The sequence below is a fragment of the Pseudogulbenkiania ferrooxidans 2002 genome, from assembly GCF_000174355.1.
GTDB lineage: Bacteria > Pseudomonadota > Gammaproteobacteria > Burkholderiales > Chromobacteriaceae > Pseudogulbenkiania > Pseudogulbenkiania ferrooxidans.
The window spans coordinates 42,386-56,006 of the sequence record NZ_ACIS01000004.1; the positions used below are offsets into that span (position 1 = coordinate 42,386).

The window sequence follows — 13,621 nt, forward strand, 5'->3', positions numbered from 1 at the left end:
CCCTGACTCATGCCCATCGAATCCACCCCTCAATCACTGACTGCACGCATCAACGACGTCGAGATCGTGGCGGGGACGCCGGCCGATCTACGGTTTGCCTCCGTGCAGGAACTGCTCCGCCAGCGCGCCGTGGCGCTGGGTTTGCTGGCGGCGGATGCGGACCAGACCGCTACTGTGGCGGCGCTCGAACACTTGCTGGAGCGTGAAGTCAAGGTGCCGCAGGCTGGCGACGAAGAGGTCGAGCGCCATTACCTAGCGAATCCCGGGCGTTACACGGTGGGCGAACTGGTGTTTGCCTCGCACATCCTGTTGCAAGTGACGGAACGGACACCGATCCAGCCGCTGCTGGCGCGCGCGGAGGCGATACTGCATCAGGCCCAGGCCGATGCCTCGCGTTTTGCCGAATTGGCGCGCGAAATGTCCAACTGCCCGTCGGCGCAGGTTGGTGGCAGTCTCGGGCAACTGCAACGGGGGGATACCGTGCCGGAATTTGAGGCGGTACTGTTTGCCGATGGCTCGGTAGGTGTCTTGCCGCGTGTCGTGCGTACCCGTTACGGCTTCCATATCGTCAAGGTGGAGCGGCGTGAGCCGGGGAAACTTCTGCCCCTGGAGATGGCACGCGATCGCGTGGCCTCCGACCTTGCCGAGCAAAGCCTGAGCCGTTCGCTGCAACAGTACCTGGAAAGGCTGGCATCCAACGCCGAGGTGAATGGCATAGATTTGATGTCAGACCGACGCTATTGAAAAAAGCCGGTCCATAACACGGGCATGACCACCACAGCTGGCGTGCTTGCAAACCGATCATGCCGTTATATAGTCGAAGAAGCCCCCACTGATTTCACTGCCTGTTGTTATCGAGGAGTGTTGCCATGAGACCCCTCTCGCTTTTTCGTATGGTCGTGTCCTCCAAGGAGGGGTGGAACGATATATCACGGACCCATCCTTCGCCCTTGGGCTCGTTCCTGAAAATCGTGCTGATTCCCTCGTTGCTGGCAACCGGCATGATTCTGTACGCCGCCCGGTTCCATGGCGAGGTCTATTCCACCCATGTCACGTTCGAATATTGGGCTGGTATCGCGCTGCTTTTCCTGCTGACCAGTTGGGGTTGTGTGCATGTGATGGCCTGGTTTATCCGTTATGCGGTGCATACCGAATCCCGCCCATCCTATGCCGACTGCTACCGTCTGGCCGCCATCGCACCGGTGCCGATCTGGCTGTCGGCCCTGTCGTTGTTCGCTCCCGTTCCGATATTCAACGCTTTGGCGGCCATACTCGGATTGATGGCCTCGGGCGGCCTGATTTATCACGGTCTTGATGCCCTGTTTGAGCATGATGACTCGGTTCGGACGGAAGCGTTGGCCTACACGGTGTTTTCGGTGGGGGCGCTGGTATGGGCGCTGATCGTTGCCTTGCTGGTCATGCCGCTTCTTTGAAAGAGCGAAGCTCGAGCCAGTAATGGGCTCCCACCTGCTGCATCAGGGTTCCTGATTTGGGATTTGCGGCCGAGATCCCACTCATTTCCCTGCTGCAGCACGTCCCGGTTGAATACCAAATCTTCGATATGCAAACCGTGTCGCGTAGCTACCGCCAACGCTTTGACTCGACGCACGGTAACGTGGCGCTACATGATGCTTTTATCGAAGCTGACAACAACCAATCCTACCCCGAGGCTCCGCAGAAGCTTCATGAGCTCCCTGCGCTCTAGCTGCAAAAGGAAGTCTGGTCTGTCCCGCTCCCCGTGGACACTAACTTAAGGTGGATAATCTCCACCAAGGAGCCGTGTTCATGACCAATACCAGCGGCTGCCATAAGGGCATCTACTCATAGCTTGTAGCCAATCTGCCGCAGAAAATTCTTCCGCCACTGAATATCGTCGTTGCCTTCGATGCCATTGGCGCAGAAGCCATCCACTACGCCGAGCACGCTTCGGCCCTGTTCCGTTTCGGCAAGAATGACTTCCGTTGGATTGGCCGTGGCGCAGAAAATGCGACAGACCTCCGGCACCATTTTCACTGTGTTCAGCACGTTCAACGGAAAGTAGCCGTCCCCCAGGAAAATAATGAAACTATGGCCGGCACCGATGGCTTGGGCATTCTTTTGGGCCAGTTCGATCATGGCGGGGTCGGTGCCGGACCATCGCACCAGGCATTTGCCAGAGGCTTCGCAGAAGGCGACGCCAAACTGGATGCCAGGGACGGTTGCGACCAGGGTTTCGTGGATGTCCTCGACGGACTTGATGAAGTGTGTTTGACCCAGAATGAAGTTGACCGCTTCCGGCTTGTCGATTTTCTGCACGATAAGCTGCATCTTGAGTTTCTCCTTTACCGCTGTGCCCGATGGGGGAATCCGGTGGCGGACGGGGGCTTGCGGTCGCGGCTCGGGCCAAAGTGGGTGGGGCAGGGGTATTTCCATCGACTTCTTGGCCGGGCATTTTTTATTCTATGCAGAGCCTCTCTAAAGTGAATGGCCGGTTTGGTTGGTTTCGTGCGGTTCGGGATCATGGCCAGGGCTTGGGGCGGCATTCCCCGGGCCGGTACGACGCCCCTCCGCGCGTGCCGGCGGCAGGCTGTAGTACACTCCGCAGGCCGGAGGCTTGCCAACAGGGTGTCGCAGGACGCTGCCCCGGGTGGCCTCGACGCCGTGCGGTAGCGTCGACGGGGATGCGGCCTGATCGGGCCTGCTGTCCGGCAAAGGCATGATGCCGTTCTCGCTATCAACAACCTATCTGCTGCCCGTTCGCAGCGTGGCCGTTCTGGCCTGTTTCACAGGATTTCGCTTGCATGGCTCTCCCAACTATTCTGATCACCGGCTGCTCCAGTGGCATTGGCTATACCGTGGCAAAGGGGCTCAAGGCGCGCGGCTGGCGCGTGTTTGCCAGCTGCCGCCAGGCGCAGGACGTGCAAAGGTTGGCCGAAGAGGGGCTGGAGTGCCTGTTGCTGGACGTGGCGGATTCGGCCTCGATCCGCGCCGCGGTCGACGAGGTGTTGGCACGCACCGGCGGTACGCTCGATGCGCTGTTCAACAACGCGGGTTTCGGCCAACCCGGCGCGGCAGAGGACATCACGCGTGCCGCGCTGCGTGAGCAGTTCGAGACCAACCTGTTCGGCGCCTGGGAGCTGACCAACACCGTGCTGACGGCGATGCGGCGCCAGGGGCACGGGCGCATCCTGTTCAACAGTTCGGTGCTGGGCTTTGCCGCGATGAAATACCGCGGTGCCTATAACGCCAGCAAGTTCGCCATGGAAGGGCTGTGTGACACGCTGCGGTTGGAGCTGGAGGGCAGCGGCGTGTTTGTGTCGCTGGTTGAACCGGGGCCGATCGAAAGTCGTTTCCGGCCCAATGCGCTGGCGCGTTTCCTGAAGAACGTCGATATCGAGCACAGCGCACATCGTGCCTCGTACGAGAAGCAGCTGGTGCGGTTGAAGAAGGAGGGGCACGCCGCGCCCTTCACGCTGCCGCCGGAGGCGGTGCTGGACGCGGTGCTCAAGTCCTTGGCGAGCAAACACCCGGCGGCACGCTACCGGGTGACGTTTCCGACCAAATTGTTCTGGTACCTGAAGCGGGTGCTTCCCACGCGCGCGTTGGACTGGGTGCTGCAGCGCGCCGCCTGAGACAGATCTCGCCGCGGGCTCCCTGCGCTGGGGCCATGCTGAGCCTGGAGCTCTCGGCGCGAGTGGCGCCCATCGATGATGGGGCGCCAGGCTCCTCTCATCCTATAAGGGCGACTTGGTCATTCCGGTTCCCGTGCTTCGGCGGCATTCAAGCCGCTTTGGCTCGCTCGCCGACTGCGACGGGTTTGTTCCGAGGATGGTTCAGCTCGCGCAGACGCGGTTACGGCCGTTTTGCTTGGCCTTGTAGAGGCGCTCGTCGGCCAGGCGCAGCAGCTCGCGGATGTCCGGTGCGGTGGCCGCAGCCATGCCGATGCTGATGGTGTAGCGCACCGTGCCCTTGTGGCTGTCCACTTCCTCTCTTTCTACTTCCTGTCGCAGTTCTTCCAGCCGTTGCGCCAGCGGGTGGGCGGCGTCACGCTTCATCAGCACCACGAACTCTTCTCCGCCGAAGCGGGCCACGATGGCGCGCGGGAAGTGCTCGCGCAGCCGGTCGGCCAGGTGCTGGATGACGACGTCGCCGACGTCGTGGCCGAAGCCGTCGTTGATCTGCTTGAAATGGTCGATGTCGATGATGGCGATGCCGTAGGCGCCGCGGATCTTCTGCACTTGTTCGAACAGGTGGCGGCGGTTGGACAGCCCGGTGAGCGGGTCGGCATGCGCCAGATGCTCCAGCGTCATCAGGTTTTCGACGAATTCGATATTGCGCGTGATGCGGCAGGTGAACTCTTCGAAGGTGAACGGCTTTTGCAGATAGTCGTCGGCGCCGGCCTTGAGAAAGCGCGGCGTCATGGTCTTGTCCTGCTGCACCGAGATGCCGACGATGGCGAGCCGGGTATGGGTGTAGAGCCGGCGGATGGCGCTGGTCATCTGTGCACCGTCCATGCCCGGCATGCCGTAATCGGCCAGCACCAGGCTGACGTCGCTGTGCTCGCGCAGGATCTGCAGCGCCGCTTCGGCATCGACCGCCTCCAGCACCTGGTACAGGTGCCGCCGCAGGTAGTCGCGCAACAGCGAGCGGGTGGTGTGCGAGTCATCCACCACCAGCACCTTGATCTGGGGGTTGCGGTCGATGCGCTTGAGCATGCGCATCAGGTAGTCGAGCGCCGAGGGGCTGTCCTTGGGGATGTAGTCCACCACCGGCATGCTCAGGATGTCGTCACGCGTCTGCTGGTCGTTGTGGGCGGTCAGGACGATGGTGGGGATACCGGCCCGGAACAGCGGCGGCAGCGCTTCGCCGCTGGGAGCGTCCGGCAGGCAGTAGTCCGCCACGGCGGCGCTGAAGTGCACCTCGCTGGCGAGCTGTTGCTCGAGCTCGGCCAGGCTCATCACCGGCACCGCCTCGAAGCCCAGCTCCTCCACCATGCGGCAGACCGGACGGATCAGCATGGTGCTGTCCTCGATGACCAGCACGCGTTTTGGGGTTTTCATAAGCAAATCAGGTAGTAATTGCCTTTTTTGAAAAGCAATTTATTGAATATGTTGTTGTTTTGGCTTTCAGGCCGAATAGGCTACGCCTTTTGCATCATGCTGTCCAAATAACACGGTGGACTCGGAAGGTTGGACCGATTCGGTTTATAATCGATCCCATTTTTCTGCCTTCCTCACGGACACGAATTCAGACCATGGAACTCGCCAAGAGCTTTGAACCGGGCGACATCGAACGCCGCTGGTACACCATCTGGGAAAACGCCGGCTATTTTCAGCCGCACATGGATTCCGACAAGCCGTCGTTCTGCATCCAGCTGCCGCCGCCCAACGTCACCGGCACCCTGCACATGGGCCATGCCTTCAACCAGACCATCATGGACGGGCTGACCCGCTACTACCGCATGAAGGGCGACAACACCGCCTGGATTCCGGGCACCGACCACGCCGGCATCGCCACGCAGATCGTGGTCGAGCGCCAGCTGGCCGAGCAGGGCGTGAGCCGCCACGATCTGGGCCGCGCGGCGTTCATCGACAAGGTGTGGGAGTGGAAGAACGTTTCCGGCGGCACCATCACCCAGCAGATGCGCCGCGTCGGCTGCTCGGTGGACTGGAGCCGCGAGTACTTCACCATGGACGAGACCCGCGCCGGCGTGGTCACCGAAGTGTTCGTGCGCCTGTTCGAGCAGGGCCTGATCTACCGCGGCAAGCGCCTGGTGAACTGGGACCCGAAGCTCGGCACCGCCGTGTCCGACCTCGAAGTGCTGTCGGAAGAAGAAGACGGCTCGATGTGGCACATCCGCTACCCGGTGGTGGGCAGCGATGAGGCCGTGGTGGTCGCCACCACCCGTCCGGAAACGCTGCTGGGCGACGTGGCCGTGGCCATCAACCCGACCGACGAGCGCTACCAGCACCTCTTGGGCAAGATGCTCGAGCTGCCGCTGACCGGCCGCCAGATCCCGGTGATCGCCGACGATTACGTCGATGCCGCCTTTGGCACCGGCTTCGTCAAGATCACCCCGGCGCACGATTTCAACGACTACCAGGTCGGCAAGCGCCACAACACCCAGCTCATCAACGTGATGAGCCTGCAGGCCACCATCCTCGACAAGGCGCAGGTGTTCGGCTTCGACGGTTCGGCCCAGGGCACCATCGAGCTGCCGGCCGCCTACGCCGGCCTGCACACCTCCGAGGCGCGCAAGAAGATGGTCGCCGACCTCGAGGCGCAGGGCCTGTTGGTGGAAGTGAAGCCGCACAAGCTGATGGTGCCGCGCGGCGACCGTACCGGCTCGGTGATCGAGCCGATGCTGACCGACCAGTGGTTCGTCGCCATGACCAAGGTGGGCGAGGGCGACGCCACCGGCAAGAGCATCACCGAGAAGGCCATCGACGCCGTCGAATCCGGCCAAGTGCGCTTCATACCGGAAAACTGGGTCAACACCTACAACCAGTGGATGAACAACATCCAGGACTGGTGCATCAGCCGCCAGCTGTGGTGGGGCCACCAGATCCCGGCCTGGTACGACGAAGACGGCCAGGTCTACGTTGGCCGAAGCCTGGAAGAAGCCCAGGCCAAGGCGCCGGGCAAGACGCTGCGCCGCGACGACGACGTGCTCGACACCTGGTTCTCGTCGGCGCTGGTGCCGTTCTCCACGCTGGGCTGGCCGGAGGACACGCCGGAACTGCGCGCCTTCGTGCCGTCGCAAGTGCTGGTGACCGGCTACGAGATCATCTTCTTCTGGGTCGCCCGGATGATCATGATGACCACCCACTTCTGCGGCAAGGTGCCGTTCAAGGACGTGTACATCCATGGCATGGTGCGCGACCACGAAGGCAAGAAGATGTCCAAGTCCGAGGGCAACGTGATCGACCCGGTGGACCTGATCGACGGCATCGCGCTGCAGCCCTTGATCGAGAAGCGCACCACCGGCCTGCGCCGCCCGGAGAAGGCCCCGGCCATCGCCAAGGCCACCGAGAAGCTGTTCCCGGAAGGCATTCCGCCCTTCGGCAGCGACGCGCTGCGCTTCACCATGGCGAGCTACGCCACGCTCGGCCGCTCGGTCAACTTCGACTTCAAGCGTGCCGAGGGCTACCGCAACTTCTGCAACAAGCTGTGGAACGCCACCCGCTTCGTGATGATGAACGTCGAGGGCAAGGACTGCGGCCAGGACGAAAGCCTGCCGCTGGAATACAGCTTCGTCGACCAGTGGATCATCGGCCGCCTGCAACAGGCCGAGGCTGACGTCACCAACGCGCTGGAAACCTACCGCTTCGACCTTGCCGCCCAGACCATCTACGAGTTCATCTGGAACGAGTACTGCGACTGGTACGTCGAACTGGCCAAGGTGCAGCTGCAGAACGGTAACGAAGCGCAGCAGCGCGCCACCCGCCGCACCATCGTGCGCGTGCTGGAAGTGGCGCTGCGCCTGACTCACCCGATCATGCCGTTCATCACCGAAGAGCTGTGGCAGACCGTGGCTCCGCTGGCCAACGCCAACAAGACCGACTCGATCATGATGGCTGCCTGGCCGGTGGCGGTGCCGGAGAAGATCAATGCCGACGCCAACGCCCGCATGGAGGCGTTCAAGGACATGGTCAACGCGGTGCGCAACTTGCGTGGCGAAATGAACATCGGCCCGGCCGTGAAGGCGCCGCTGTTCATCGAAACCACCGACCAGACCCTGGCCGACTTCGTGCCCTACCTGAAGCTGCTGTGCCGCCTCACCGACGGCACGCTGCTGGCCAAGCTGCCGGAAGACGATTCCCCGGTGGCGATCAGCGGCGACGCCCGTCTGATGCTGAAGGTGGAAGTGGACAAGGCCGCCGAAACCGCGCGCCTGACCAAGGAAATCGGCAAGGTCGAGGCCGAACTGGCCAAGCTGACTGCGAAGCTGGAAAAACCGGGCTACGTCGATAAGGCGCCGGCGCATCTGGTGGAACGCGACAAGACTCAGTTGGCCGAGTTCGGCGACAAGCTGGAGAAGCTGAAGGGGCAGTTGGTTAAGCTTGCCTGATCCAAGCAATAGACAAATCAAAAGCCGCCAGTGATGGCGGCTTTTTTGCGTCTGAAGTGCCAGGAGGGGCGTGTCTGATATATGATGTTTGCGTTGTGTTTATCGTAAATTGTCGCAGTAATAACGCGCTGTCAATAGCAGTGAATATGTGAAGATACATGTCTTGATAGCTTTTTTCAAAAAAGGAAAATGACGTGAGCGACGAGGTATCTGTTTTTTCGAAAATTAAGGAAATAGTCCTGGATGTCAATCCGCAAGATGTTTTGAATGATGCGCGGGACTGTGGCTTGGAGGTTTTCTCGGCAAAGGACCTTGTTGAACAGCCTCATAATTATGTTTTTATAGAAAAGCTTGCCACTAAATACGCCAGCTTGACGGCAAGTTATTGTGCGGCAAGTGGAGCAACCAGTGGGTTTGGTGGTGTTGCGACGACGATAGCCCTGGGTGGCGTCGATATCGCCAACATGGCGGCTCAGCTATATAGGCTCAATCAGAAGATTGCCATCTTGAATGGGTTCGATATTGAAAATGCGATCCACAAGGAGAAGGCCCAACTAATATATCTCAAGGCGCTGGGTTTCGATGCGGCAGCTCAGGCCGCCATTCGTACCCAAATGACGAAGGCTGCAGCTGAAAATCTTGCCAAGAGAGGGCCTTCCGCGAATGTCGCTATTCGTCTGATTATGGAGGTTGCCAAATTGCTTGGCATTAAGCTAACCAAGAATCAAGCTGCTAAATTTGTTCCCGTCTTAGGAGGTGTCCTTGGCGGCGGCTTGAATTATATGTTTGCCAAGAATGCGGCAGAAAAAATGATTTCTGAATACAAATCAGATTATTTTGATCGCTGGCAGGTGCGTGCCCATTAATTGATGAATTGGCTGGTAGGATGGATGAAGGCGCGTGCACCGTAACCCATCAATGAATGTTGCCCATGTCGTGATGGGTTGCGCTGCGCTCCACCCATCCTGCAATCGACCAGCCAGGCAACCGTGCGGGGGAATCAGACGACCCCCTGCCGCCACCATTATGTTCCGTATGGTTCCTATTTCTTCACTGCCGGTAGCCCTGCCGGATTGCCGTTCGGCTGCCTTGGTGCGGCACGTCGATCGTTTGCGCAAGGCTTTTCGTGGAGGCAAACGTGATTCCCCTTTTGAGATGCCGGCGGTTGGCTTTGCATGTTTATAATCACGCCGGGTTTTTCGGACGGGGTGGGTGATGAGTTTGTCTTCGGGACGGTTGTACCGCCAACTGGCGTGGTGGGCCTTGGTCAACGTGGTGGCCGTGGTGGCGGTGGAAGTGGTGGGACATTGGCCCGGTTTCTTCGCCGCCGGTGCCTGGGGCGAGGCCGGAGTGTGTTTGCTGGCGTCGATCGTGTACGCCTGGCTTGCGGTGGCGGCGGTGCGTCTCCGTGCGGGGGAGGGGCCGATGCTGCTGGCGGTGGGGCTGATCGCGGCCAATCGGGTCGGACTGGCGCTGCTGGACTGGCTGATCTGAGGGCGGCGCTCTGACGCGGAGCGGGCACTGGCGTCGTTGGCGGCTCAGATAAAAAAACCGGGCAAGAGCCCGGTTTTTCATTGCTGCCTGTCGGTCGGTATTACTGCGCCGACATCGAGTAGCCTTCGATCTTGGCTTCTTCCACCAGCTTGCTCAGGTACTCGTGCATCATCTGGCGGCCGGCCATTTCGTTCAGGTACTGGCCCAGGCGTTCCTTGATGTCCTCGAAGGCAAGCTGGCCGCCGCTCTGGCGGTCGTTGACCTGGATGACGTGGTAGCCGAACTGGGTTTCGACCAGGTTCGGGGTGATCTGGCCGGCTTCGGTGCTGAACACGGCCTGTTCGAATTCCGGCACCATCTGGCCGCGGCCGAACTGGCCCAGGTTGCCGCCTTGCTGGCCGGACGGGCAGGTGGAGTGTTCGCGGGCGAGGTCGGCGAAGCGCGACGGGTTGGCCTGTACTTCGGCCAGCACGCCTTCGGCCTTGGCCTTGGCGAGCATGTTGGCGACGTCGTCACCCTGGCCCAGCGGGAACAGGATGTGGCTGGCCGTGGCGCTTTCGCCCTGGCGGAATTGTTCCGGGTGGTCGTTGTAGAACGCCAGGCAGGTGGCTTCGTCGGCCGGCGTAAACGCCAGTTCCTTGTCGAGCAGGGCGCCAATGGCCTGGCCTTCGTTGCTGGTGTCGAGACCGCTGGCCTTGGCTTTTTGCAGCAGCAGCTCGTGCAGGATCAGCTGTTGAATAGCGGCATCGCGCGGGCTGGGGGCGTCGGCGTGGTTTGCCAGTTCGGCTTGCACCATGGCTTCGGTGATTTCAACGCCGTTTACGGTAATGGCCATGAGGAGGTCCTGATCGTGTCGATGGATGCGCCGCGTGATGCGTCGCGCTGAATAATCCCATTATTAATGGGGGCATCGGCAGCGGGTTTCAAGTGCCGGGCGGCACGGCTTGTTTGGCGGGCGTGGAAGGTTGGCCGAAGCCCGGTTTGCCGGGCTTTCGGCCAACGTGGGTCCGTCTCGCGGCAGGCGGCGTTGGTTCTGCCTGCCGGGGGAAATCAGACTTTTTTCAGGAAGCAGGTCTTCAGCATCAGGCCCTTGATCTTGTCGTTGCGGCATTCGACGTGCTCGTCGTCGTCTTCCTGCAGGCGGACGTTCTTGAACAGAGTGCCGCGCTTGATCACGGTGGAGGAGCCCTTCACCTTGAGGTCCTTGATGACTTGTACCGAATCACCGTCGTTCAGAAGGGTGCCGTTGCTGTCTCTGACTTCCATGCTGTCGTTTCCTTGGCGTTGCTGACTGGAAAGCGTTCATTATATCTTTTTGTTTGGTTATTAAGCCAATAAATTGCTTCTGATTATGTGGCGGATTGGCTAAGGCACGGCGCAGGCCCTTGCGCTGGGCAAGGGTGGGTGTTTGATGGTATAGGGTCTGTGCCGCCGGCCCGTCCCGTTAGTGTGGGAGCGCATGGCCGGCATTTTTCCGCCTTGGCGATGAACATGAGAAGAGTTGGCACGATGAACACCGAGCAGGAAGGCGCTGACCACAGCGAAAAAGCAGCGAATGAACAATGGCGACAGGCGAAGTCGATCCAGCATGCCCTGAACCGCCTGATCGCCGAGGCGTTACCGGCCAGCGGTCTGTGTCACGACGTGGGGCCGGTGATCAATGCCGTGCAGCAACGGGAAGGGGAGGGGCGTAGCGCCCTGGCCGGGAGTTTTCCGCTGATCAAGCGCAAGAAGCGCAAGGAAGTGATCGTGGCCTGGCTCAACTACCAGATCAGCCTGTTTGGCGACGGCGTGCCGCACCGCCTGGTCGATGGCGTCGAGCAGCCTTGCCAGCCGGTGCTGCACGTGGCGCATTGGACCTGCGAATTCAGCTTTGAATACGATTCCTACGTCGGCTTTCCGGCGCAGGGCTGGCAGCCATGGCGGAACGAGGCGCAGCGCCTGTTGTGCTGGGACGATTCCGACTCGCCGTATGGCGACGAGTGGACCTATTCCCTGCGCCTGGCGCAGATGGAGGGCGACGAGGCCCTGCAGCACTGTGTGATTGCCCCGGCGCTGGCCTTGCTGGAGGGGAGGTCGGCGACCGAGGCGCTGCCGGATGACCTGCCGGGTCTGGTGTTTTACCAGGACAAGGCGCTGGGCGACGGCGAGCGTGACCTGCTGGTGATGGACGCGCCGTCCGCGCTGGCCTGATCTCGGGGCGCGGGACCGGGTGCCTTGCCTGGCCGCTTTCGCGGCAGCAACGCGAGGGGGACGCCATGGATGACACGCCCTAAAGCCAGCCCACGCGTTTGAAGCGCCACCACAGCAACAGGTCGAGCACCAGCATCGCCAGCAGTGCCAGCGGGTAGCCGACGCTGGTTTTCAGCTCGGGCATGTTCTGGAAGTTCATGCCGTAGATGCCGGCGATGGTGGTCGGTACCGCGAACAGGGCGGCGTAGCTGGCCAGTTTCTTGCTGACGGCCGATTCGTCGAGCGAGATCATCGCCAGGTTGACCTGGATCGCGGTGGCCAGCATGTCGCGCAGCGAGTCGAGGGTGCGCGCGATGCGGGCCAGGTGGTCGTCGACGTCGCGGTAGTAGTCCTGTACTTCACGGCACACCTCCGGCACGCGCCCACCGTGCAGCCGCGCCACGGCCTCGTTCAGCGGCACCACGGCGTGGCTGACGGTGACCAGCTTGCGCTTGAGCAGGTACAGGTCGTGGATGGTGCGCTGGCCGGCGTCGCCGCGCGCAAACAGTCTTTCCTCCATTTCTTCCAGTTCGTCTTCCAGGCGGTGCACCACGCTGAAGTAGCGGTCGACCACGGAGTCGATCAGGGCGTAGAACACGAAGCCGGCGCCGAAGCGCAGCAGTTGCGGCTCGTGCTCGCAGCGTGCGCGCACGTTCTGGAAGCCCTGTTGCGAACGGTTGCGCAACGACAGCACGTAGTTGTGGCCGACGAACAGGTCCATCTCGCCGACCAGCAGCTCGCCACCTTCGTCGCAGTCCAGCAGCTGCAGCGCGCAGAACAGCATGCCGTCGTATTCCTCCAGCTTGGGGCGCTGGTGGCCGTGGCGGGCGTCTTCCACCGCCAGTTCGTGCAGTCGGAACTGCTCGGTCATGCGCTGCAGTTCGTTGTCGTCGGGGTCGCGGATCGCTACCCAGACGAAGCAGTCGGGCTGGGCGAGGTAATCGTGGATCTGCTCGATGGGCAGGTCGGCCAGCTTCTTGCCGTTCTGGTAGGCGACGCAGTTGATGAGCATGAGCTCTCCCGGGAGTGGTGCCTGTCTCTCTTCATCCAAGCCGGTAAACGGCCGCACCGCAAGGTGTGGCGGTGAGGGCGGGCGAGCTGGCCGGGGCGCAACGGCATCCGGGGGCGCTCCGCACGGGCGGGGGCCGCGTCGCGGTGTGGCTGTCGGCGCAGACGTGGCGCCGCCGTCGGCTGCGGATTTGAGGGTATTGCCTTTCTTTTCAAGCATTAATAGAATACCGTCCAGACGGATAAATTAAGGGGCGCAGCATGGGTCGGACCTCCACTATCGAGCCGGATCGCATCCTCGATGCCACCGAGCGCGTCATCATGCGCGACAGCGTGGTCAGGCTGACCATCGACGCCGTGGCGGCGGAGGCGGGCATCAGCAAGGGCGGGGTGCTCTACACCTACCGAACCAAGGAAGCGCTGATCCAGGCGCTGATGGAGCGCATGGTGCGGCGCTACGACGAGGAGATCGAGCGCTGCTGGCCGGCCGACGCTGAGCCCGGTATCGCCCATCTCAAGGCGTATATCGACGCCGTGCTGGGGCTGACCGGGCAGGACCACCGCACCGCCGCGGCGATGCTGGCCGCCGCCATGAACAATCCGACCCTGCTGGCGCCGATGCAGGATTTCTACGCCCGGCACCTGCCGCGCATCCGCGCCGCGCTGCCCGACGACCGGGCGCTGACGGCCTTCCTGGCGATCGAGGGCATGGTGTTTCTGGAACTGTTCGGGCTGGTCGGTTTCAGCCAGGCCGAACGCGAGCACGTGGTGCAGAGCCTGCACGCCCTGATCGACGGCGCCGCGGCCGGCTGACGGACGACGGCAATCATCAATACG

13 protein-coding genes are annotated in these 13,621 nt (G+C 61.7%); 8 read left to right on the top strand and 5 right to left on the bottom strand.

Going from position 1 to position 13,621, the window contains the following annotated elements:
• The first annotated feature begins 9 nt into the window (after positions 1-9).
• Both FURADRAFT_RS07550 and FURADRAFT_RS07555 read left to right on the top strand, forming a co-directional pair.
• The gene (locus FURADRAFT_RS07550; protein WP_008953538.1) at positions 10-744 is read left to right on the top strand and encodes a peptidylprolyl isomerase; all 735 of its coding nucleotides are present in this window, start codon (positions 10-12) and stop codon (positions 742-744) included.
• 125 nt (positions 745-869) lie between these two features.
• Positions 870-1,433, top strand: coding sequence for a YIP1 family protein (locus tag FURADRAFT_RS07555; protein ID WP_008953539.1), 564 nt, complete (start codon positions 870-872; stop codon positions 1,431-1,433).
• 388 nt (positions 1,434-1,821) lie between these two features.
• Here the strand turns inward: FURADRAFT_RS07555 and FURADRAFT_RS07565 are convergent, their stop codons facing one another.
• Positions 1,822-2,307 carry an adenosine-specific kinase gene (locus tag FURADRAFT_RS07565; RefSeq protein ID WP_008953540.1) on the bottom strand — a complete coding sequence of 162 codons (486 nt, stop codon included), beginning with the start codon at positions 2,305-2,307 and terminating at the stop codon, positions 1,822-1,824.
• A 473-nt stretch (positions 2,308-2,780) separates the two neighbouring features.
• Here FURADRAFT_RS07565 and FURADRAFT_RS07570 point away from each other — a divergent pair, with 473 nt between their 5' ends.
• Entirely contained in the window at positions 2,781-3,611 is an 831-nt protein-coding gene (locus FURADRAFT_RS07570) for an SDR family oxidoreductase (protein ID WP_008953541.1), read from the top strand.
• Between the two features lie 201 nt (positions 3,612-3,812).
• On the opposite strand, the gene FURADRAFT_RS07575 is transcribed toward FURADRAFT_RS07570, so the two are convergent.
• Positions 3,813-5,039, bottom strand: a complete 1,227-nt coding sequence (locus FURADRAFT_RS07575; RefSeq protein WP_008953542.1) for a diguanylate cyclase — start codon at positions 5,037-5,039, stop codon at positions 3,813-3,815.
• A 194-nt stretch (positions 5,040-5,233) separates the two neighbouring features.
• Here FURADRAFT_RS07575 and FURADRAFT_RS07580 point away from each other — a divergent pair, with 194 nt between their 5' ends.
• From FURADRAFT_RS07580 to FURADRAFT_RS07590, 3 genes are all read left to right on the top strand, one after another.
• Positions 5,234-8,050 (top strand): valine--tRNA ligase, encoded by a 2,817-nt coding sequence (locus FURADRAFT_RS07580; RefSeq protein ID WP_008953543.1) that lies wholly within the window; start codon positions 5,234-5,236, stop codon positions 8,048-8,050.
• Between the two features lie 194 nt (positions 8,051-8,244).
• Entirely contained in the window at positions 8,245-8,916 is a 672-nt protein-coding gene (locus FURADRAFT_RS07585) for an EcsC family protein (RefSeq protein ID WP_008953544.1), read from the top strand.
• A 349-nt stretch (positions 8,917-9,265) separates the two neighbouring features.
• Positions 9,266-9,544, top strand: coding sequence for a hypothetical protein (locus FURADRAFT_RS07590; protein ID WP_008953545.1), 279 nt, complete (start codon positions 9,266-9,268; stop codon positions 9,542-9,544).
• 100 nt (positions 9,545-9,644) lie between these two features.
• Here FURADRAFT_RS07590 and FURADRAFT_RS07595 read toward each other — a convergent pair whose 3' ends face one another.
• Positions 9,645-10,379, bottom strand: coding sequence for a peptidylprolyl isomerase (locus tag FURADRAFT_RS07595; RefSeq protein ID WP_008953546.1), 735 nt, complete (start codon positions 10,377-10,379; stop codon positions 9,645-9,647).
• Between the two features lie 215 nt (positions 10,380-10,594).
• Positions 10,595-10,810 (bottom strand): alkylphosphonate utilization protein, encoded by a 216-nt coding sequence (locus FURADRAFT_RS07600; RefSeq protein ID WP_008953547.1) that lies wholly within the window; start codon positions 10,808-10,810, stop codon positions 10,595-10,597.
• Between the two features lie 243 nt (positions 10,811-11,053).
• On the opposite strand from FURADRAFT_RS07600, the gene FURADRAFT_RS07605 reads away from it, so the two are divergent.
• A complete protein-coding gene (locus FURADRAFT_RS07605) occupies positions 11,054-11,737 on the top strand; it encodes a hypothetical protein (protein WP_008953548.1) in 684 nt (227 codons plus the stop codon).
• A gap of 79 nt (positions 11,738-11,816) precedes the next feature.
• On the opposite strand, the gene corA is transcribed toward FURADRAFT_RS07605, so the two are convergent.
• Positions 11,817-12,788 carry a magnesium/cobalt transporter CorA gene (gene corA, locus FURADRAFT_RS07610; RefSeq protein WP_008953549.1) on the bottom strand — a complete coding sequence of 324 codons (972 nt, stop codon included), beginning with the start codon at positions 12,786-12,788 and terminating at the stop codon, positions 11,817-11,819.
• A 257-nt stretch (positions 12,789-13,045) separates the two neighbouring features.
• Here corA and FURADRAFT_RS07615 point away from each other — a divergent pair, with 257 nt between their 5' ends.
• Positions 13,046-13,597, top strand: coding sequence for a TetR/AcrR family transcriptional regulator (locus FURADRAFT_RS07615; RefSeq protein ID WP_008953550.1), 552 nt, complete (start codon positions 13,046-13,048; stop codon positions 13,595-13,597).
• Positions 13,598-13,621 lie beyond the last annotated feature (24 nt).